21 protein-coding genes and 1 pseudogene are annotated in these 21,102 nt (G+C 52.1%); 17 read left to right on the top strand and 5 right to left on the bottom strand.

Going from position 1 to position 21,102, the window contains the following annotated elements; all coding sequences use genetic code 11:
* The first annotated feature begins 107 nt into the window (after window positions 1-107).
* The 3 genes from brnQ to malZ all read left to right on the top strand — a co-directional run bounded on the left by brnQ (window position 108) and on the right by malZ (window position 4,848).
* Window positions 108-1,427, top strand: a complete 1,320-nt coding sequence (brnQ, locus tag HEN21_RS03545; RefSeq protein WP_000149635.1) for a branched-chain amino acid transporter carrier protein BrnQ — start codon at window positions 108-110, stop codon at window positions 1,425-1,427.
* A 76-nt stretch (window positions 1,428-1,503) separates the two neighbouring features.
* Window positions 1,504-2,877: a proline-specific permease ProY gene (proY, locus tag HEN21_RS03540; protein WP_010349444.1), complete on the top strand. Its 1,374-nt coding sequence runs from the start codon at window positions 1,504-1,506 to the stop codon at window positions 2,875-2,877.
* A gap of 153 nt (window positions 2,878-3,030) precedes the next feature.
* Window positions 3,031-4,848 (top strand): maltodextrin glucosidase, encoded by a 1,818-nt coding sequence (gene malZ, locus HEN21_RS03535; RefSeq protein ID WP_176251669.1) that lies wholly within the window; start codon window positions 3,031-3,033, stop codon window positions 4,846-4,848.
* Between the two features lie 4 nt (window positions 4,849-4,852).
* On the opposite strand, the gene acpH is transcribed toward malZ, so the two are convergent.
* The gene (gene acpH, locus HEN21_RS03530) at window positions 4,853-5,434 is read right to left on the bottom strand and encodes an ACP phosphodiesterase (protein WP_176242650.1); all 582 of its coding nucleotides are present in this window, start codon (window positions 5,432-5,434) and stop codon (window positions 4,853-4,855) included.
* A 92-nt stretch (window positions 5,435-5,526) separates the two neighbouring features.
* Between acpH and queA the strand changes: the two genes are divergently transcribed.
* From queA to yajD, 8 genes and pseudogenes are all read left to right on the top strand, one after another.
* Entirely contained in the window at window positions 5,527-6,597 is a 1,071-nt protein-coding gene (queA, locus tag HEN21_RS03525; protein ID WP_001266509.1) for a tRNA preQ1(34) S-adenosylmethionine ribosyltransferase-isomerase QueA, read from the top strand.
* Window positions 6,598-6,651: 54 nt separating this feature from the next.
* The gene (gene tgt / locus HEN21_RS03520; RefSeq protein ID WP_000667317.1) at window positions 6,652-7,779 is read left to right on the top strand and encodes a tRNA guanosine(34) transglycosylase Tgt; all 1,128 of its coding nucleotides are present in this window, start codon (window positions 6,652-6,654) and stop codon (window positions 7,777-7,779) included.
* A gap of 22 nt (window positions 7,780-7,801) precedes the next feature.
* Window positions 7,802-8,134, top strand: a complete 333-nt coding sequence (gene yajC / locus HEN21_RS03515) for a preprotein translocase subunit YajC (RefSeq protein ID WP_000007629.1) — start codon at window positions 7,802-7,804, stop codon at window positions 8,132-8,134.
* 27 nt (window positions 8,135-8,161) lie between these two features.
* Window positions 8,162-10,009 (top strand): protein translocase subunit SecD, encoded by a 1,848-nt coding sequence (secD, locus tag HEN21_RS03510; RefSeq protein ID WP_000934830.1) that lies wholly within the window; start codon window positions 8,162-8,164, stop codon window positions 10,007-10,009.
* Between the two features lie 10 nt (window positions 10,010-10,019).
* Window positions 10,020-10,991, top strand: a complete 972-nt coding sequence (gene secF / locus HEN21_RS03505) for a protein translocase subunit SecF (protein ID WP_000046637.1) — start codon at window positions 10,020-10,022, stop codon at window positions 10,989-10,991.
* Between the two features lie 150 nt (window positions 10,992-11,141).
* The gene (locus HEN21_RS03500; RefSeq protein WP_001226938.1) at window positions 11,142-11,384 is read left to right on the top strand and encodes a type II toxin-antitoxin system ParD family antitoxin; all 243 of its coding nucleotides are present in this window, start codon (window positions 11,142-11,144) and stop codon (window positions 11,382-11,384) included.
* Window positions 11,377-11,659: pseudogene (locus HEN21_RS03495) on the top strand (type II toxin-antitoxin system RelE/ParE family toxin). Before HEN21_RS03500 ends, HEN21_RS03495 begins: the two are co-directional and overlap by 8 nt.
* Window positions 11,660-11,746: 87 nt before the next feature.
* Window positions 11,747-12,094, top strand: coding sequence for an HNH nuclease YajD (gene yajD, locus HEN21_RS03490; RefSeq protein ID WP_000974823.1), 348 nt, complete (start codon window positions 11,747-11,749; stop codon window positions 12,092-12,094).
* Window positions 12,095-12,131: 37 nt separating this feature from the next.
* On the opposite strand, the gene tsx is transcribed toward yajD, so the two are convergent.
* Both tsx and HEN21_RS03480 read right to left on the bottom strand, forming a co-directional pair.
* Window positions 12,132-13,016 (bottom strand): nucleoside-specific channel-forming protein Tsx, encoded by an 885-nt coding sequence (gene tsx, locus HEN21_RS03485; protein WP_001295328.1) that lies wholly within the window; start codon window positions 13,014-13,016, stop codon window positions 12,132-12,134.
* 297 nt (window positions 13,017-13,313) lie between these two features.
* Window positions 13,314-13,853: a SadB/YajI family lipoprotein gene (locus tag HEN21_RS03480; RefSeq protein WP_176251668.1), complete on the bottom strand. Its 540-nt coding sequence runs from the start codon at window positions 13,851-13,853 to the stop codon at window positions 13,314-13,316.
* A 150-nt stretch (window positions 13,854-14,003) separates the two neighbouring features.
* Between HEN21_RS03480 and nrdR the strand changes: the two genes are divergently transcribed.
* From nrdR to pgpA, 6 genes are all read left to right on the top strand, one after another.
* The gene (gene nrdR, locus HEN21_RS03475; protein WP_000543535.1) at window positions 14,004-14,453 is read left to right on the top strand and encodes a transcriptional regulator NrdR; all 450 of its coding nucleotides are present in this window, start codon (window positions 14,004-14,006) and stop codon (window positions 14,451-14,453) included.
* Between the two features lie 3 nt (window positions 14,454-14,456).
* Window positions 14,457-15,560: a bifunctional diaminohydroxyphosphoribosylaminopyrimidine deaminase/5-amino-6-(5-phosphoribosylamino)uracil reductase RibD gene (ribD, locus tag HEN21_RS03470; protein ID WP_176251667.1), complete on the top strand. Its 1,104-nt coding sequence runs from the start codon at window positions 14,457-14,459 to the stop codon at window positions 15,558-15,560.
* An 89-nt stretch (window positions 15,561-15,649) separates the two neighbouring features.
* Window positions 15,650-16,120 (top strand): 6,7-dimethyl-8-ribityllumazine synthase, encoded by a 471-nt coding sequence (gene ribH / locus HEN21_RS03465; protein WP_001021161.1) that lies wholly within the window; start codon window positions 15,650-15,652, stop codon window positions 16,118-16,120.
* Window positions 16,121-16,139: 19 nt separating this feature from the next.
* Window positions 16,140-16,559 carry a transcription antitermination factor NusB gene (gene nusB, locus HEN21_RS03460; RefSeq protein ID WP_097435922.1) on the top strand — a complete coding sequence of 140 codons (420 nt, stop codon included), beginning with the start codon at window positions 16,140-16,142 and terminating at the stop codon, window positions 16,557-16,559.
* 77 nt (window positions 16,560-16,636) lie between these two features.
* Window positions 16,637-17,614: a thiamine-phosphate kinase gene (gene thiL / locus HEN21_RS03455; protein ID WP_105284653.1), complete on the top strand. Its 978-nt coding sequence runs from the start codon at window positions 16,637-16,639 to the stop codon at window positions 17,612-17,614.
* Window positions 17,592-18,110: a phosphatidylglycerophosphatase A gene (pgpA, locus tag HEN21_RS03450; protein ID WP_000154037.1), complete on the top strand. Its 519-nt coding sequence runs from the start codon at window positions 17,592-17,594 to the stop codon at window positions 18,108-18,110. Before thiL ends, pgpA begins: the two co-directional genes overlap by 23 nt.
* Before the next feature lie 85 nt (window positions 18,111-18,195).
* On the opposite strand, the gene yajO is transcribed toward pgpA, so the two are convergent.
* Together yajO and dxs are read right to left on the bottom strand one after the other, a co-directional pair.
* The gene (gene yajO, locus HEN21_RS03445) at window positions 18,196-19,170 is read right to left on the bottom strand and encodes a 1-deoxyxylulose-5-phosphate synthase YajO (RefSeq protein WP_176251666.1); all 975 of its coding nucleotides are present in this window, start codon (window positions 19,168-19,170) and stop codon (window positions 18,196-18,198) included.
* A 54-nt stretch (window positions 19,171-19,224) separates the two neighbouring features.
* Window positions 19,225-21,087: a 1-deoxy-D-xylulose-5-phosphate synthase gene (gene dxs / locus HEN21_RS03440; protein WP_176251665.1), complete on the bottom strand. Its 1,863-nt coding sequence runs from the start codon at window positions 21,085-21,087 to the stop codon at window positions 19,225-19,227.
* Window positions 21,088-21,102: the final 15 nt, after the last annotated feature.

Below are 21,102 nucleotides of genomic sequence, written 5' to 3'. Positions count from 1 at the left end.
TTGGGAGTATTTCCCGCTAAAATTGTTTAAATATACCGCTGTATCATCCCCAGGGATTGGCACAAAAATTTAACGTTACAACACCACATCCACAGGCAGTATGATTTATGACCCATCAATTAAGATCGCGCGATATCATCGCTCTGGGCTTTATGACATTTGCGTTGTTCGTCGGCGCAGGTAACATTATTTTCCCTCCTATGGTCGGCTTACAGGCAGGCGAACACGTCTGGACTGCGGCATTCGGCTTCCTTATTACTGCCGTTGGTCTGCCGGTATTAACGGTAGTGGCGCTGGCGAAAGTTGGCGGCGGTGTTGACAGTCTCAGCACGCCAATCGGTAAAGTCGCAGGCGTACTGCTGGCAACGGTTTGCTACCTGGCTGTGGGGCCGCTGTTCGCCACGCCGCGTACAGCCACCGTCTCCTTTGAAGTGGGGATTGCGCCGCTGACGGGTGACTCCGCGCTGCCGCTGTTTATCTACAGTCTGGTCTATTTCGCTATCGTTATTCTGGTTTCGCTCTATCCGGGCAAGCTGCTGGATACCGTGGGCAACTTCCTTGCGCCGCTGAAAATTATCGCGCTGGTCATCCTGTCTGTTGCCGCAATTATCTGGCCGGCGGGTTCTATCAGCACGGCGACTGAGGCTTATCAAAACGCTGCGTTTTCTAACGGCTTCGTCAACGGCTATCTGACCATGGATACGCTGGGCGCAATGGTGTTTGGTATCGTTATTGTTAACGCGGCGCGTTCTCGTGGCGTTACCGAAGCGCGTCTGCTGACCCGTTATACCGTCTGGGCTGGCCTGATGGCGGGTGTTGGTCTGACTCTGCTGTACCTGGCGCTGTTCCGTCTGGGTTCAGATAGTGCGTCTCTGGTTGATCAGTCAGCAAACGGTGCGGCTATTCTGCACGCTTATGTTCAACACACCTTTGGCGGCGGCGGTAGCTTCCTGCTGGCGGCGTTAATCTTCATCGCTTGCCTGGTAACGGCGGTTGGCCTGACCTGCGCCTGCGCAGAGTTCTTTGCCCAGTACGTACCACTCTCTTACCGTACGCTGGTGTTTATCCTCGGCGGCTTCTCGATGGTGGTGTCTAACCTCGGTTTGAGCCAGTTGATTCAGATCTCTGTACCGGTGCTGACTGCCATTTATCCGCCGTGTATCGCACTGGTTGTATTAAGTTTTACACGCTCATGGTGGCATAATTCGTCCCGCGTGATTGCTCCGCCGATGTTTATCAGCCTGCTTTTTGGTATTCTCGACGGGATCAAAGCATCTGCATTCAGCGATATCTTACCGTCCTGGGCGCAGCGTTTACCGCTGGCCGAACAAGGTCTGGCGTGGTTAATGCCAACAGTGGTGATGGTGGTTCTGGCCATTATCTGGGATCGCGCGGCAGGTCGTCAGGTGACCTCCAGCGCCCACTAAATCACTGAAAATTTGTTTTAACCACGGGGCTGCGATGCCCCGTGGTTTTTTTATTGTGTTGATGGGTTAGGAATTGATGGAAAGTAAGAACAAGCTAAAGCGTGGGCTAAGTACCCGACACATACGCTTTATGGCACTGGGGTCAGCAATCGGCACCGGGCTGTTTTACGGTTCGGCAGACGCCATCAAAATGGCCGGTCCGAGCGTGTTGTTGGCCTATATTATTGGCGGGGTCGCGGCATATATCATTATGCGTGCGCTGGGGGAAATGTCGGTACATAACCCGGCTGCCAGCTCTTTCTCGCGTTATGCGCAGGAAAACCTCGGTCCGCTGGCAGGTTATATCACCGGCTGGACCTACTGCTTTGAAATCCTTATTGTCGCCATTGCCGATGTGACCGCTTTCGGTATCTATATGGGCGTCTGGTTCCCGACGGTGCCGCACTGGATTTGGGTGTTGAGCGTGGTGCTGATTATTTGCGCCATCAACCTGATGAGCGTGAAAGTGTTCGGCGAGCTGGAGTTCTGGTTCTCGTTCTTTAAAGTTGCCACCATTATCATCATGATTGTCGCCGGTTTCGGCATCATCATCTGGGGGATTGGCAACGGCGGGCAACCGACAGGTATCCATAACCTGTGGAGCAATGGCGGCTTCTTCAGTAACGGCTGGCTTGGCATGGTAATGTCGTTGCAAATGGTGATGTTTGCCTATGGCGGGATCGAAATTATCGGGATTACCGCCGGTGAAGCGAAAGAGCCAGAGAAATCCATTCCGCGCGCGATTAACTCAGTACCGATGCGTATTCTGGTGTTCTATGTCGGTACGCTGTTCGTCATTATGTCTATCTACCCGTGGAATCAGGTCGGTACTGCCGGTAGCCCGTTTGTGCTGACATTCCAGCATATGGGGATTACCTTTGCCGCCAGTATTCTTAACTTCGTTGTGTTGACTGCCTCACTGTCGGCAATCAATAGTGACGTATTTGGCGTAGGTCGTATGTTGCACGGCATGGCAGAGCAGGGCAGCGCACCGAAAATCTTCAGCAAAACCTCGCGTCGCGGTATTCCGTGGGTAACTGTGCTGGTGATGACCACTGCGCTACTGTTCGCGGTGTATCTGAACTACATCATGCCGGAAAACGTCTTCCTGGTGATCGCCTCGCTGGCAACCTTTGCTACGGTGTGGGTGTGGATTATGATTTTGCTGTCGCAGATTGCCTTCCGTCGCCGTCTACCGCCGGAAGAAGTTAAGGCGCTGAAATTCAAAGTACCTGGCGGGGTGGCAACGACTATCACGGGGCTGATTTTCCTGGTCTTTATCATCGGGCTGATCGGTTATCACCCTGAAACACGAATCTCTCTGTACGTTGGTTTCGCGTGGATTGTTCTGCTGTTGATTGGCTGGATGTTTAAACGCCGCCATGACCGCCAGTTGGCTGAAAACCACTAATTCCCTCGTTTGTAAGCCGGTTCAGGGTACATCCTGAACCGGTTATTCCGAAAGTTATCCGCCCCCGACCTCCTCCCCCAAATATCCTTCAGACGATGAGTGATCCTGCTGTAGGCTATGGCAATGTGATCAGATTTTCATCACAGGGGAATTATGATGTTGAATGCATGGCACCTGCCGGTGCCCCCATTTGTTAAGCAAAGCAAAGATCAACTGCTTATTACACTGTGGTTGACGGGTGAAGAACCGCCGCAGCGCATTATGCTGCGCACGGAAAACGATAACGAAGAAACGTCAGTACCGATGCACAAACTGCGCAGTCAGCCACAGCCTGGCGTAACGGCATGGCGGGCGGCTGTCGATCTCTCCACCGGACAACCTCGGCGGCGATATAGTTTCAAATTGCTGTGGCACGATCGCCAGCGATGGTTTTCGCCGCAAGGTTTTAGCCAAATACCGCCGGCGCGGCTGGAACAGTTTGCTGTTGATGTGCCAGATATTGGACCACAATGGGTCGCAGACCAGATTTTTTATCAGATCTTCCCGGATCGTTTTGCCCGTAGTTTGCCACGCGAAGCCGGGCAGGATCATGTCTATTACCATCATGCTGCCGGGCGAGAGATTATCCTGCGCGACTGGGATGAACCGGTCACAGCACAGGCTGGGGGCTCAACGTTTTATGGCGGAGATCTGGACGGTATCAGCGAAAAACTGCCGTATCTGAAAAAACTCGGCGTGACGGCGCTGTATCTCAATCCGGTGTTCAAAGCTCCCAGCGTGCATAAATACGATACCGAAGATTATCGCCACGTTGACCCGCAGTTTGGCGGCGACGGAGCATTGCTGCGCTTACGCCACAATACACAGCAACAGGGAATGCGGCTGGTACTGGACGGCGTGTTTAACCACAGTGGCGATTCCCATGCCTGGTTTGACAGGCATAATCGAGGGGCGGGGGGCGCTTGTCACAACCCCGAATCGCCCTGGCGTGACTGGTACTCGTTTAGTGATGATGGCACGGCGCTCGACTGGCTGGGCTATGCCAGCCTGCCAAAGCTGGATTATCAGTCGGAAAGTCTGGTTAATGAAATTTATCGCGGCGAAGACAGCATTGTCCGCCACTGGCTGAAAGCACCGTGGAATATGGACGGTTGGCGGCTGGATGTGGTGCATATGCTGGGGGAAGCGGGTGGGGCGCGCAATAATTTGCAGCATGTCGCCGGGATCACCGAAGCGGCGAAAGAAACCCTGCCGGAAGCCTATATTGTTGGCGAGCATTTTGGCGATGCGCGGCAATGGTTGCAGGCTGATGTGGAAGATGCGGCCATGAACTATCGCGGCTTTACTTTCCCGTTGTGGGGATTTCTCGCCAATACCGATATCTCTTACGATCCTCAGCAAATTGACGCCCAAACCTGTATGGCCTGGATGGATAATTACCGCGCCGGTCTTTCTCATCAACAACAATTGCGTATGTTTAATCAGCTCGATAGCCACGATACTGCGCGATTTAAAACCTTGCTCGGTCGGGATGTTGCGCGCCTGCCGCTGGCGGTGGTCTGGCTGCTCACCTGGCCTGGCGTGCCCTGTATTTATTACGGTGATGAAGTGGGGCTGGATGGCAATAACGATCCATTTTGCCGCAAGCCATTCCCGTGGCAGCCGGAAAAACAAGATGCGGAGCTATTTTCGCTGTATCAGCGAATGATTGCGCTGCGTAAGAAGAGCCAGGCACTGCGTCGCGGTGGCTGTCAGGTGCTGTACGCGGAAGATAACGTGGTGGTGTTTGTGCGCGTGCTAAATCAGCAGCGTGTGCTGGTGGCGATCAACCGTGGCGACGCCTGTGAAGTAGTGCTGCCCGCATCGCCGTTGCTTAATGTCGCGCAATGGCAACGTAAAGAAGGTCACGGGCAACTGGCGGATGGCATTTTGACATTGCCTGCGATATCGGCGACGGTGTGGATGAATTAACGTCTTATAACGCCTTGCGCGACGCCTGCGCCATCATCCGGGGATAAAACTGCCAGAAGCGGGTTTCAAGGGCATCGTAATGGGCGTCTAAATCGTACCAGGAGTCACGCAGGGCATCCAGGCGTGGGCGACGGCTAGCCATACCGTTTAACACGCTCTGGATGAAATCCATATCGCGATAACGCACCAGCCACTGCTCTGACCATAAGTAGTTGTTCAGATTGATAAAGCGTGGTGGGGAGTCCGGTAAAATCGTCATCACTTGTTCGCGGGCATAACAGACAAATTCCTCTAGCGGAAAATTGGGTGACAGCTGCGACCAGTGGCGGGAAAGAAAATGATCCCACATGACATCCAGCGTGATAGGCGCAACCCGGCGGGTTTCACTACGAAACCACTCCCGCGCTTCGCGGACTTCCGGCAGATTGTCGGTTAATACGTCGATTCGCCGATGCATATGAATACCAGCCACGACGTCGGGTGGATAAATTTCATCGGGGTTTCCGCGAACGAAATCTGCCAGTAAGTTGCCAGAAAGCGAGCTTTCAGCGAGATGGGCTAAATGCAGGTGAGCTAAAAAATTCATCGATTATATTCTATCCAAATGGGGGTAAAGGTTGCAGGGAGAGCGCCCCGGCACTAGACTACCCGCCTCTTATTTTAGTCTGAGTCAGTGTCATGCGCGTTACCGATTTCTCCTTTGAATTGCCCGAATCCCTGATTGCCCACTATCCCATGCCTGAACGCAGTAGCTGTCGTTTACTGTCGCTGGACGGGCCAACGGGCGCGCTGACGCACGGTACTTTCACCGATTTACTCGATAAGCTCAACCCCGGCGATCTTCTGGTTTTTAACAATACCCGCGTGATCCCGGCACGCCTGTTTGGGCGTAAAGCCAGCGGCGGCAAGATTGAAGTACTGGTTGAGCGGATGCTCGACGACAAACGCATTCTTGCGCATATTCGCGCCTCGAAAGCACCAAAACCAGGCACTGAACTGCTGCTGGGCGATGACGAAAGCATTAAAGCAACAATGACAGCCCGCCACGGCGCATTGTTTGAAGTCGAATTTAATGATGACCGCTCGGTACTGGATATTCTCAACAGCATCGGTCATATGCCGTTGCCTCCGTACATCGACCGTCCAGACGAAGATGCCGACCGCGAACTTTATCAAACGGTTTATAGCGAAAAACCTGGCGCGGTAGCAGCGCCGACCGCTGGACTGCATTTTGACGAACCGTTGCTTGAAAAATTGCGCGCCAAAGGCGTGGAGATGGCATTTGTGACCTTGCACGTTGGTGCGGGCACCTTCCAACCGGTGCGCGTCGACACCATTGAAGATCACATCATGCACTCGGAATACGCTGAAGTGCCGCAGGAGGTGGTTGATGCGGTACTAGCGGCGAAAGCGCGCGGTAACCGGGTGATTGCGGTTGGCACCACCTCAGTACGTTCGCTGGAAAGCGCGGCTCAGGCGGCGAAAAACGATCTCATCGAACCGTTCTTCGACGATACTCAAATTTTTATCTATCCGGGTTTCCAGTACAAAGTGGTCGATGCACTGGTGACGAACTTTCACTTGCCAGAGTCGACGCTGATTATGCTGGTTTCGGCATTTGCCGGTTATCAACACACGATGAACGCCTATAAAGCGGCGGTAGAAGAGAAATATCGCTTTTTTAGTTACGGTGATGCGATGTTTATCACGTACAATCCGCAGGCAATTAATGAGCGCGTCGGGGAGTAATTCTGCGGCGCTGGTTTAAACGTTGGACTGTTTTTCTGACGTAGTGGAGAAAAAATGAAATTTGAACTGGATACCACCGACGGTCGCGCACGCCGTGGTCGCCTGGTCTTCGATCGTGGCGTAGTGGAAACGCCTTGTTTTATGCCTGTTGGCACCTACGGCACCGTAAAAGGGATGACGCCGGAAGAAGTTGAAGCGACCGGCGCACAGATTATCCTTGGTAACACTTTCCACCTGTGGTTACGCCCAGGTCAGGAAATCATGAAACTGCATGGCGATCTGCACGATTTCATGCAATGGAAAGGCCCAATCCTCACCGATTCCGGTGGTTTCCAGGTCTTCAGCCTTGGCGATATCCGTAAAATCACCGAACAGGGCGTACACTTCCGTAACCCGATCAACGGCGATCCGATTTTCCTCGATCCCGAAAAATCGATGGAGATTCAGTACGATCTTGGTTCAGATATCGTCATGATTTTTGACGAGTGTACGCCGTATCCTGCTGACTGGGATTACGCTAAACGTTCGATGGAGATGTCTCTGCGTTGGGCGAAGCGTAGCCGTGAGCGTTTTGATAGCCTCGGTAACAAAAATGCGCTGTTTGGTATCATTCAGGGTAGCGTTTACGAAGATTTACGTGATATCTCTGTTAAAGGTCTGGTAGATATCGGTTTTGATGGCTACGCTGTCGGCGGTCTGGCTGTGGGTGAGCCGAAAGCAGATATGCACCGCATTCTGGAGCATGTGTGCCCGCAAATACCGGCAGACAAACCGCGTTACCTGATGGGCGTGGGTAAACCGGAAGATCTGGTTGAAGGCGTGCGTCGCGGTATCGATATGTTTGACTGCGTAATGCCAACACGTAATGCGCGTAACGGTCATCTGTTCGTGACCGATGGCGTGGTGAAAATCCGCAATGCGAAGTATAAGAGCGACACAGGGCCGCTCGATCCTGAGTGTGATTGCTACACCTGTCGCAATTATTCACGTGCCTACTTGCATCATCTCGACCGTTGCAACGAAATATTAGGTGCGCGACTCAACACCATTCATAACCTTCGTTACTACCAGCGTTTGATGGCGGGTTTACGCAAGGCTATTGAAGAGGGTAAATTAGAGAGCTTCGTAGCTGATTTTTACCAGCGTCAGGGGCGAGAAGTACCACCTTTGAACGTTGATTAATATTAATAATGAGGGAAATTTAATGAGCTTTTTTATTTCTGATGCGGTAGCGGCAACGGGTGCTCCGGCACAAGGTAGCCCGATGTCTTTGATTTTGATGCTGGTGGTATTCGGTCTGATTTTCTATTTCATGATCCTGCGCCCACAGCAGAAGCGCACCAAAGAACACAAAAAGCTGATGGACTCCATTGCTAAAGGTGATGAAGTGCTGACGAACGGTGGCCTGGTTGGTCGCGTAACCAAAGTAGCGGAAAACGGCTACATTGCTATCGCGCTGAATGACACCACTGAAGTAGTTATTAAACGTGACTTCGTAGCTGCCGTTCTGCCGAAAGGCACCATGAAGGCGCTGTAATTAAAATTTTTCCCTAAGGGAATTGCCGTGTTAAACCGTTATCCTTTGTGGAAGTACGTCATGCTGATCGTGGTGATTGTCATCGGTCTGCTGTATGCGCTTCCCAACCTGTTTGGTGAGGATCCGGCTGTTCAGATCACTGGTGCGCGCGGAGTCGCCGCCAGTGAGCAAACGCTGATCCAGGTCCAGAAAACGTTACAAGAAGAAAAAATAACTGCTAAGTCTGTGGCACTGGAAGAGGGCGCTATTCTTGCGCGCTTCGACTCCACTGACACCCAACTGCGCGCTCGTGAAGCATTAATGGGCGTTATGGGTGACAAATACGTCGTGGCGCTTAACCTTGCCCCGGCAACGCCGCGCTGGCTGGCAGCTATTCACGCTGAGCCGATGAAGCTCGGTCTTGACCTGCGTGGCGGCGTTCACTTCCTGATGGAAGTGGATATGGACACCGCGCTTGGCAAGCTCCAGGAACAAAATATCGATAGCCTGCGCAGCGACCTGCGCGAAAAAGGCATCCCGTATACCACCGTTCGTAAAGAAAACAACTACGGCCTGAGCATCACCTTCCGTGACTCTAATGCGCGTGATGAAGCCATTGCGTATCTGAGCAAGCGTCATCCTGATCTGGTGATTAGCAGTCAGGGCAGCAACCAGCTGCGTGCGGTAATGAGCGATGCACGTCTGAGCGAAGCGCGTGAATATGCGGTGCAGCAGAACATCAACATTCTGCGTAACCGTGTAAACCAGCTTGGTGTTGCTGAGCCTGTGGTACAGCGCCAGGGCGCTGACCGTATCGTTGTTGAACTGCCGGGTATCCAGGATACCGCTCGCGCGAAAGAGATTCTGGGCGCGACGGCAACGCTGGAATTCCGTCTGGTAAACACCAACGTTGACCAGGCCGCTGCCGCGTCTGGCCGCGTACCGGGTGACTCTGAAGTGAAACAGACCCGCGAAGGTCAGCCGGTTGTGCTGTACAAACGCGTGATCCTGACCGGTGACCATATCACCGACTCCACTTCCAGCCAGGACGAATACAACCAACCGCAGGTTAACATCTCGCTCGACAGCGCAGGTGGCAACATCATGTCTAACTTCACTAAGGACAACATCGGTAAACCGATGGCGACCTTGTTTGTGGAGTACAAAGACAGCGGTAAGAAAGACGCAAACGGTCGTGCTGTACTGGTTAAGCAGGAAGAGGTGATTAACATCGCTAATATCCAGTCTCGTCTGGGTAACAGCTTCCGTATCACTGGCATCAACAACCCGAACGAAGCCCGTCAGCTGTCACTGCTGCTGCGTGCTGGTGCACTGATCGCGCCAATTCAGATTGTTGAAGAACGTACCATTGGCCCGACTCTGGGTATGCAGAACATTGAACAGGGGCTGGAGGCGTGTCTCGCCGGTCTGCTGGTTTCTATTCTGTTCATGATCCTCTTCTATAAGAAGTTTGGTCTGATTGCGACCAGTGCTCTGGTTGCCAACCTGATCTTGATCGTCGGTATTATGTCACTGTTGCCAGGTGCAACGCTGAGTATGCCAGGTATCGCGGGTATCGTCTTAACCCTTGCGGTGGCGGTCGATGCGAACGTACTGATCAACGAACGTATTAAAGAAGAGTTGAGCAACGGGCGTACTGTTCAGCAGGCAATTGATGAAGGTTATCGCGGTGCATTCAGTTCCATCTTCGATGCGAACATCACCACTTTGATCAAAGTCATCATCCTGTACGCAGTGGGAACCGGGGCAATTAAAGGGTTCGCGATTACTACCGGTATCGGTGTGGCAACGTCGATGTTTACCGCGATTGTTGGTACGCGTGCCATCGTAAACCTGCTATATGGCGGCAAGCGCGTCAAGAAGCTGTCAATCTGAGGAGTGCGATGTGGCACAGGAATATACTGTTGAACAACTAAACCACGGCCGTAAAGTCTATGACTTTATGCGCTGGGACTACTGGGCTTTTGGCATCTCTGGTCTGCTGTTAATCGCCGCTATCGTCATTATGGGCGTGCGAGGCTTTAACTGGGGGCTGGATTTCACCGGTGGTACGGTTATTGAAATTACGCTCGAAAAGCCGGCTGAAATCGACGTAATGCGTGATGCATTGCAAAAAGCCGGTTTTGAAGAGCCGATGCTGCAAAACTTCGGTAGCAGCCATGACATCATGGTTCGTATGCCGCCTGCTGAAGGCGAAACGGGCGGTCAGGTGCTGGGCAGCCAGGTTCTGAAGGTGATTAACGAATCCACCAATCAGAACGCGGCGGTGAAGCGTATTGAGTTTGTCGGTCCGAGCGTGGGTGCAGACCTTGCGCAAACCGGTGCAATGGCGTTGATGGCGGCGCTGCTGTCTATCCTTGTGTACGTAGGTTTCCGCTTTGAGTGGCGACTGGCGGCAGGGGTCGTTATCGCGCTGGCGCACGACGTTATCATTACGCTGGGTATTTTGTCGTTATTCCATATCGAGATTGACCTGACCATTGTGGCATCGCTGATGTCGGTTATCGGTTACTCGCTTAACGACAGTATCGTGGTATCGGACCGTATTCGTGAAAACTTCCGCAAGATCCGTCGCGGTACACCTTACGAAATCTTTAACGTGTCCTTGACTCAGACGCTGCACCGTACCTTGATCACATCCGGTACTACCTTGATGGTTATCCTGATGCTGTATCTCTTTGGTGGCCCGGTGCTGGAAGGCTTCTCGCTGACTATGCTTATCGGTGTTTCCATCGGTACGGCATCTTCCATCTATGTTGCATCGGCGCTGGCTCTGAAACTGGGTATGAAGCGTGAGCACATGCTGCAGCAGAAAGTGGAAAAAGAAGGGGCGGATCAACCGTCAATTCTGCCGTAAGTGTGTTTTAAAGTAGTTCAGTTAAAAACCGTGGCGTTTTTGCGCTGCGGTTTTTTTTCGGTTATTGCATATTGAACTGAATACAGCTTTGGTTGTAGAAATAGTTCTGACATATACTTTGTATTAATAGTTAATACATGGAGATCGCTTATGCGCAAAATTACCTCAGTAAGCGTTGGCGAACAACTGGATAGTTTCATCACCCGGATGGTCCAGTCTGGTCGTTATGGTTCGGCCAGTGAAGTGATGCGTTCGGCGCTTCGTCTATTGGAACAACAAGAATCCAGGGATGAGGCTGTCAGAAATGCTGTTATTGAAGGTCTTGAGAGCGGTGAAAGTTCGATGACGCTTCGTGATATCGCAGCAGAAAGGAAGCAAAAACATCGTGTATAAGCTTAGCGGAAAAGCTGTTGAAGATTTCAGAGGGATCTATGACTACACGCTGGGAAAGTTTGGTGAGGAGCAGGCGGATCGCTATACCGACTCTCTTGGCATTTTTCTGGATACACTCTCTCAAATGCCTGAGATAGGGCAAGACTATGATGCGGTTACCAGAGGTAAAGAAGATCGCATTTAGGTTTCACACTGTTTATTACGTTATAAGAGTAGATGACATTCTCATTGCGCGTATTCTTCATCAGCAGATGGAACCTCGCCGTCACTGGTAATGTTAGAATTTCTTTACTCAGGATTGCGAAAATCTCCCCATCTTGGGAAACTGCGCGTAACCCTACATTTTATCCAGGTAACTTTTCATGGCTATCATCCCAAAAAACTATGCGCGGTTAGAAAGCGGTTATCGCGAAAAAGCATTAAAACTCTATCCGTGGGTGTGCGGTCGTTGTTCCCGCGAATTTGTCTATTCCAACCTGCGTGAACTTACCGTTCACCACATTGATCACGACCATACCAATAACCCGGAAGATGGTAGTAACTGGGAATTGTTGTGTCTGTATTGCCACGATCATGAGCATTCGAAATATACCGAAGCGGATCAGTATGGTACGACGGTTATCGCAGGTGAAGATGCGCAGAAAGATGTTGGTGAAGCGAAATATAATCCGTTCGCTGATTTAAAAGCGATGATGAATAAGAAAAAGTGATAAAAAATGCCGGATGTTGCATCCGGCATTTCAACTATTAGAAGTTGTAACCTACCACCAGGTAACCACCCCAACCGGTAGAGCGAACGTTGAAGTTGCCGTTACCAAAGTTCAGCTCTGCATCGTCGTTCCACTGACCACCGTCGTGCCAGTAACGAGCAACGACAGAGTAGTGCCAGTGATCGTAGTTCAGAGCCAGAATATGGCTGGAAGCGATAGAGTTATTGGTACGCGTCTTAATACCGTTGATTGCGTTACCGCTGTCATCACCCAGATCGGAACCCCAGTCGAAGTTGGTGAAGCCGATGTAGCTCAGCTGACCGCCCCACAGATCGGTAATCGGCACAAAGTATTTAATTTTGAAACGGTAACCATCCCACTCGTTTTCGTTCGCTGCGCCGTAGTTCTGCCACTGGTATTTCGCATACACGTTCATGGACAGGCTCATCGGCAGGCCAGTGTCGATGTCCGTACCCAGACCCATGTACCAGGTGCTCTGGCGACCATCTTTATTACGACCCATGTCGTAAATGTAGTTGTTCGCGAAGTACCACTCTTTGAACGGACCGAAGCTAAGGTCAGTATTGGTCAGCTTGTCGATGGAGAAACGCGGTTCGATTTCCATAAACAGCGGAGAACCGTGGTTCCAGATACCTTTTGCATCGGAGTTACCGCCGAAGAATACCGGCGCATCCGCATAACCATAGAAGTCGAACCAGTCTTTTTTAGCGAATGCTTCGTACTCGAGGTAGGTATCGTTGCGGATCTGCGGTCCGAAACGGGTGTGATAACTTCCGACAACGTTAACGCTCTGGTGCCACCAGTCGGAGAGATACTGCGGTTTGTCGTTTTCAGCTGCGTTGACAGTAAAAGACGAAGAGAGCGCCAGTACCGCACCGGCTGCCAGTAATGTTTTTTTCATATGTATGCCACTGTTTAAAAATCCCTTGCGGGAGTGAAAAAGGCGCAAATTGCGTTTCTAAATATTACGTATACAGAGGAGCCTATTATAAAAATCATTGCTCACAAAAATATGTTGCGTTTCACAGTTCTATCATTTACGTAATCGATTGCGTTCACGTTTACACATATTCGGGCGGGGATTGTACTGACTTTCACCCTTGTTGCAAACTTTTACTATCAATCCGGGTGATGTAAGTGGAGTAACAAAATAATGGGGGAAGATGTTGCGAGACGCACAAAACGCCCCGCCAAACGTTTATTGCATAACAGGCTGAATGTCGTGAATGCGTACAAAGCCTAATTGTTCAGGTGTGATGCCATTTAACTGTAGCGGGATGTCAACATCGCTGGGGGTGAGGAGACTTGCCGGTGCGTTAATCAATTGATTCTGCACATTGATTTCCTGAAAGTTATCTATTGTTCCCTGAATTTGCCCATATTCAACGGTTCCGCTGAATGCGGGTAAAGGGTCATTGGATTCGCCCTGAATCCGTAAGGTCAGCGTAGTGCCATCTGCATTTGGCACAATATTCATAAGCGACATTCGTAAGGTGCCGATCTGACTTTCCAGACGTGCGGCTGTTTTCGAGCCCGGCAGAAGGTAAACCCCACTGCTGGATTTTTCATTCAGCCTGTTTTGCTGAGTGATTTTGACGGTTTCTTTATTGAGCTGCGTCATCTCTTTATTCAGCGTGCTGACGCTGTGTTTCATCTGGCGCACTTCACTTTGCTGTACACAGGCACTTAAGCTGAACAGGCTTCCCAGCAGGAGTAGTCGAATCACTTTAGTGTTCATAGGTCGTCCCTTTCTTGTCGCAATTAGCTTAATAGTAGAGCGTAAAAACAGCGAAAACATCGATCCTTTGTCTCAAAAGCGTTGCGCCTTTGTTGTATCGTCAGTTCAGGGTAAAATAGGTTTCTGTTAACCACCTGGTCAGGACGCCGTATGCATTGCCCATTCTGTTTCGCCGTGGACACTAAAGTTATTGACTCTCGTCTCGTGGGCGAGGGTTCATCCGTACGCCGCCGTCGGCAGTGTCTGGTGTGTAATGAACGTTTCACCACCTTTGAGGTGGCGGAACTGGTTATGCCGCGCGTTGTAAAAAGCAACGACGTGCGCGAGCCGTTTAATGAAGAGAAATTGCGCAGCGGAATGCTGCGGGCGCTGGAAAAACGTCCGGTGAGTTCCGATGACGTCGAAATGGCAATCAATCATATTAAATCGCAGCTGCGCGCCACCGGTGAGCGCGAAGTGCCGAGCAAGATGATTGGCAATCTGGTGATGGAGCAATTGAAAAAGCTCGATAAAGTCGCCTATATCCGTTTTGCCTCTGTCTATCGCAGTTTCGAAGATATCAAAGAATTTGGCGAAGAGATCGCGCGCCTGGAGGATTAAACCGTGCAGGACGAGTATTACATGGCGCGGGCGCTAAAGCTGGCGCAACGAGGACGTTTCACTACTCACCCAAACCCAAATGTTGGGTGTGTCATTGTGAAAGATGGCGAAATTGTCGGAGAAGGTTACCATCACCGTGCGGGTGAACCACATGCCGAAGTACACGCGTTGCGTATGGCGGGTGAAAAAGCCAAAGGTGCGACCGCCTATGTCACACTCGAACCTTGCAGTCATCATGGTCGAACGCCGCCGTGCTGTGACGCACTCATCGCCGCTGGCGTAGCGCGCGTGGTCGCTGCGATGCAGGATCCGAACCCGCAGGTCGCCGGGCGTGGGCTTTACCGCCTGCAACAGGCTGGCATTGACGTCAGCCACGGGCTGATGATGAGTGAAGCCGAGCAATTGAATAAAGGCTTTCTCAAGCGGATGCGCACCGGCTTTCCTTATATTCAGTTAAAACTTGGCGCATCGCTTGATGGTCGCACGGCGATGGCGAGCGGCGAAAGCCAGTGGATCACTTCGCCCCAGGCGCGGCGTGATGTACAACGACTGCGCGCGCAAAGTCATGCCATTTTAACCAGCAGCGCCACGGTGCTGGCGGATGATCCAGCCTTAACGGTACGTTGGTCTGAACTGGATGAACAAACTCAGGCGCTCTATTCGCAAGAAAATCTGCGCCAGCCGGTGCGCGTCGTCATTGACAGTCAGAATCGCGTGACGCCAGAACACCGCATTGTGCAACAGCCGGGCGAGACCTGGTTTGCCCGAACGCAGGATGACGTCCGCGAGTGGCCGGAAACAGTGCGCACCTTGCTGATCCCGGAACATAACGGGCATCTGGATTTGGTTGTGCTGATGATGCAACTGGGCAAGCAACAAATTAATAGTGTGTGGGTAGAGGCGGGATCAACGCTCGCTGGCGCACTGCTACAGGCCGGTTTAGTCGATGAGCTGATTGTCTATATCGCACCTAAACTTTTAGGTAGCGACGCCCGTGGATTATGTACGCTGCCGGGGCTTGAGAAGTTAGCCGACGTCCCCCAATTTAAATTCAAAGAGATACGTCATGTAGGCCCGGATGTTTGCCTGCATTTAGTGGGTGCATGATCTCCCGGCTCGAAAGGGAAGCAGCGCACGAAATATTATGCTAAAATCCGCCCCCCTGCGGGGCCATAACTCGAACCCGAAGGAAAAAAATGAACATTATTGAAGCTAACGTTGCTACCCCGGACGCTCGCGTCGCCATCACCATTGCGCGTTTCAACAACTTTATCAATGACAGCCTGCTGGAAGGTGCGATTGACGCACTGAAACGTATTGGTCAGGTAAAAGATGAAAATATTACCGTTGTTTGGGTGCCAGGTGCTTATGAGCTGCCGCTGGCGGCAGGCGCACTGGCTAAAACCGGTAAATACGACGCGGTGATCGCGCTGGGTACGGTTATTCGTGGTGGCACTGCCCACTTTGAATACGTCGCTGGTGGTGCAAGCAACGGCCTGGCACATGTTGCCCAGGACAGCGAAATTCCGGTTGCTTTTGGTGTGCTGACCACCGAAAGCATTGAACAAGCGATCGAACGTGCTGGCACCAAAGCTGGTAACAAAGGTGCAGAAGCTGCACTGACCGCGCTTGAAATGATTAATGTATTGAAAGCCATCAAGGCCTGAAATTAGTAAGGGGAAATCCGTGAAACCTGCTGCTCGTCGCCGCGCTCGTGAGTGTGCCGTCCAGGCGCTCTACTCCTGGCAGTTGTCCCAGAACGACATCGCTGATGTTGAATACCAGTTCCTGGCTGAACAGGATGTAAAAGACGTTGACCTCCTGTACTTCCGTGAGCTGCTGGCCGGGGTGGCGACTAACACCGCATACCTCGACGGACTGATGAAGCCATATCTGTCCCGCCTGCTGGAAGAACTGGGCCAGGTAGAAAAAGCAGTACTGCGCATTGCGCTGTACGAGCTGTCTAAACGTAGCGATGTGCCGTATAAAGTGGCCATTAACGAAGCGATCGAACTGGCAAAATCGTTCGGCGCAGAAGACAGCCATAAGTTCGTCAACGGCGTACTCGATAAAGCAGCACCTGTGATTCGCCCTAACAAAAAGTGATATCCAGGCCGGCAGAGTAACGGAAAGCATTTCCGCACTCTCCGGCCTTTTCTTTTTTACCTGCTGAGGCATAACGTATGGCATGTGGCGAGTTCTCCCTGATTGCCCGTTATTTTGACCGTGTAAGAAGCTCTCGTCTTGATGTCGAACTTGGCATCGGTGACGATTGTGCACTTCTCAATATCCCCGAGAAACAGACCCTGGCGATCAGCACCGATACGCTGGTGGCGGGCAATCACTTCCTCCCTGATATCGATCCTGCGGATCTGGCATATAAAGCACTGGCGGTAAACTTAAGCGATCTGGCGGCGATGGGTGCCGATCCGGCCTGGCTGACGCTGGCATTGACTTTACCGAACGTAGACGAAGCGTGGCTTGAATCTTTCAGCGACAGTCTTTTCGAGCTGCTTAATTATTACGATATGCAACTCATTGGCGGCGATACCACGCGTGGACCGCTATCAATGACGTTGGGTATCCACGGCTTTGTCCCGATGGGACGAGCCTTAACGCGCTCTGGTGCGAAACCGGGTGACTGGATTTATGTGACTGGTACGCCGGGTGATAGCGCCGCCGGACTGGCGATTTTGCAAAACCGTTTGCAGGTTGCCGATGCTAAAGATGCGGAGTATTTAATCAAACGTCATCTCCGCCCATCGCCGCGAATTTTACAGGGGCAGGCACTGCGCGATCTGGCGAGTTCAGCCATCGATCTCTCTGACGGTCTGATCTCCGACCTCGGGCATATCGTGAAAGCCAGCGACTGCGGCGCACGCATTGACCTGACATTGTTGCCATTCTCTGACGCACTTTCACGTCACGTCGAACCGGAACAGGCGCTGCGTTGGGCGCTGTCTGGCGGTGAAGATTACGAGTTGTGTTTCACTGTACCGGAACTTAACCGAGGCGCGCTGGATGTGGCTTTGGGACATCTTGGCGTACCGTTTACCTGTATCGGGCAAATGACCGCCGATATCGAAGGGCTTTGTTTTGTTCGTGACGGCGAACCTGTCACGTTAGACTGGAAAGGATATGACCATTTTGCCACGCCATAAAGATGTCGCGAAAAGTCGCCTGAAAATGAGTAACCCATGGCACTTATTGGCTACGGGGTTCGGGAGTGGGTTAAGTCCGATTGTCCCTGGTACGATGGGCTCGCTGGCGGCGATTCCATTCTGGTATCTGATGACCTTTTTGCCCTGGCAGCTTTATTCGCTGGTGGTGATGCTGGGGATCTGTATCGGCGTCTATCTTTGCCATCAGACGGCGAAAGATATGGGCGTGCACGATCACGGCAGCATTGTCTGGGACGAATTTATCGGCATGTGGATCACCCTGATGGCGCTGCCGACCAATGACTGGCAGTGGGTTGCCGCCGGGTTTGTGATTTTCCGTATTCTGGATATGTGGAAACCGTGGCCGATCCGCTGGTTTGATCGCAATGTGCATGGCGGCATGGGGATCATGATCGATGATATCGTCGCCGGGGTTATTTCCGCTGGAATACTCTATTTTATCGGCCATCACTGGCCGCTGGGTATTCTGTCGTAGGCCGAATAAGGCGTTCACGCCGCATCCGGCGGTTGCGCACTGATGCCTGATACGACGCTTGTTGCGTCTTATCAGGCCTGGATTTCTATTTAAATCCCACCACCGGATGCGGTTTATACGGTGTTTCCAGTTCGGCAATTTGTTCCGGCTTCAGGGTGATATCCACCGCATTCAGTAACTCATCTAGCTGTTCTTCCCGCGACGTTCCGATAATCGGTGCGGCAATGCCCGGTTTGCTCAATAACCACGCCAGAGCCACTTGTGCCCGCGTAGCACCCAATTCTTCACTCACGCCCGTTAATCGTTCTGCAATCCGCGCGTCATTTTCGTCGCTTTCGTTGTAGAGATTTTTTCCTACTTCATCGGAAACCAGTCGTGCAGTGGTCTCTCCCCACGGACGAGTCAGACGTCCCCGCGCCAGCGGACTCCACGGGATCACCGCGATGCCCTCCTGATAACATAGCGGCAGCATCTCGCGCTCTTCTTCACGATAAATCAGATTGTAGTGATCCTGCATACTGACAAACTGCGCCCAGCCATGCTGTTTTTGTAGTTCCAGCGCCTGAGCAAACTGCGAAGCGTGCATGGATGACGCGCCGATATAACGCGCTTTCCCGGCTTTTACCACGTCGTTCAGGGCTTCCAGCGTCTCTTCGATCGGCGTGTTGTAATCCCAGCGATGAATTTGCAGGATATCGACATAATCCATACCGAGACGACGCAGGCTGTCGTCAATAGAGCGCAAAATTTGTGCGCGGGATAATCCTTCTGGTAAATCACCAACGCGATGGAATACTTTGGTGGCAACGACCACATCTTCACGGCGGGCGAAGTCCCGCAATGCGCGACCGACGATCTCTTCGCTGCTGCCGTCAGAATAACTGTTGGCGGTATCAAAGAAATTTATACCGCCTTCCAGCGCCCGTTTGATGATTGGATGGCTGCTCTCTTCCGGCAGAGTCCATGCGTGATTACCGCGATCTGGCTCGCCAAAGGTCATACAGCCGAGGCAAAGTCGGGAAACGCGAAGGTCGGTTTTTCCTAAGGGGTTGTATTGCATGCTGCCACTCCTGCCATGAATAATTTCTTAAGCATAGCAGGAGTGGAGTAGGGATTATGCCAGCCAGGCCTTGATTTTGGCTTCCATACCAGCGGCATCGAGGCCGAGTTCGGTGCGCATTTCTTCCTGAGTTCCTTGCGGAATAAAGAAGTCCGGCAGACCAATGTTCAGCACGGGTACTGGTTTACGATGGGCCATCAGCACTTCGTTCACGCCACTGCCCGCGCCGCCCATAATGGCGTTTTCTTCAACGGTGACCAGCGCCTCATGGCTGGCGGCCATTTCCAGAATTAACGCTTCATCAAGCGGCTTCACAAAACGCATATCGACCAGCGTAGCGTTCAGCGATTCGGCGACTTTCGCCGCTTCTGGCATTAGCGTACCAAAGTTGAGGATCGCTAGCTTTTCACCACGACGCTTCACGATGCCTTTGCCAATCGGCAGTTTTTCCAGCGGCGTCAGTTCCACGCCGACGGCATTGCCGCGCGGGTAGCGCACCGCTGACGGCCCCTCGTTATAGTGATAGCCGGTATGGAGCATTTGGCGACATTCGTTTTCATCGCTCGGGGTCATAATGACCATTTCCGGTATGCAGCGCAGGTAAGAGAGATCAAAAGCGCCCTGATGGGTTTGACCGTCAGCACCAACAATGCCCGCGCGGTCGATGGCGAACAGAACCGGTAGCTTTTGAATCGCCACGTCATGCAGTACCTGATCATAGGCGCGTTGCAGGAAGGTGGAGTAGATCGCCACGATTGGTTTGTACCCCCCAATCGCCAGACCCGCAGCAAAGGTCACTGCGTGTTGCTCAGCGATTGCCACATCAAAATAGCGATCCGGGAATTTACGTGAGAATTCGACCATGCCAGAACCTTCACGCATCGCCGGAGTAATCGCCATCAGCTTGTTGTCTTTCGCTGCGGTTTCGCACAACCAGTCGCCAAAGATTTTTGAATAGCTCGGCAAACCGCCACTGCTTTTGGGCAGGCAACCGCTGGAGGGATCAAATTTAGGTACGGCGTGGAAGGTGATTGGGTCTTTTTCTGCCGGTTCATAACCACGACCTTTTTTGGTCATGATATGCAGGAACTGCGGGCCTTTCAGGTCGCGCATGTTCTTTAGCGTAGTGATAAGCCCCAGCACATCGTGACCGTCAATCGGGCCGATGTAGTTAAAGCCCAGCTCTTCAAACAACGTGCCAGGCACCACCATGCCTTTAATATGTTCTTCGGTACGTTTGAGCAGCTCTTTAATTGGCGGCACGCCAGAGAAAACTTTTTTCCCGCCTTCGCGCAGAGAAGAGTAAAGCTTACCGGAAAGCAGCTGCGCCAGATGGTTGTTGAGCGCGCCGACATTTTCGGAAATCGACATTTCATTGTCGTTGAGGACTACCAGCATATCAGGACGGATATCGCCCGCATGGTTCATCGCTTCAAACGCCATGCCAGCGGTAATCGCGCCGTCGCCAATTACACAGACGGTGCGGCGATTTTTGCCTTCTTTCTCGGCAGCAACCGCAATACCAATTCCGGCACTGATGGAGGTTGATGAATGCCCGACGCTTAATACGTCATATTCGCTTTCACCGCGCCACGGGAACGGGTGCAGACCACCTTTCTGACGGATGGTGCCGATTTTGTCGCGGCGTCCGGTCAAAATTTTATGCGGATAAGCCTGATGTCCCACATCCCAAATCAATTGGTCAAACGGGGTGTTATAGACGTAGTGCAGCGCCACGGTCAGTTCGACCGTGCCCAGCCCGGAGGCGAAGTGCCCGCTGGAACGGCTCACGCTGTCGAGTAAATAGCGGCGCAGTTCGTCGCAGAGTTTCGGTAAACTCTCTTTTGGCAACAGTCGTAACTCCTGGGTGGAGTCGACCAGTGCCAGGGTCGGGTATTTGGCAATATCAAAACTCATCAGGGGCCTATTAAT

The organism is Escherichia sp. 93.1518 (assembly GCF_013368915.2).
Lineage (GTDB): Bacteria > Pseudomonadota > Gammaproteobacteria > Enterobacterales > Enterobacteriaceae > Escherichia > Escherichia ruysiae.
The sequence above is the reverse complement of the archived record's forward strand: the minus strand, read 5'-3'. Positions and strand labels throughout refer to the sequence as shown.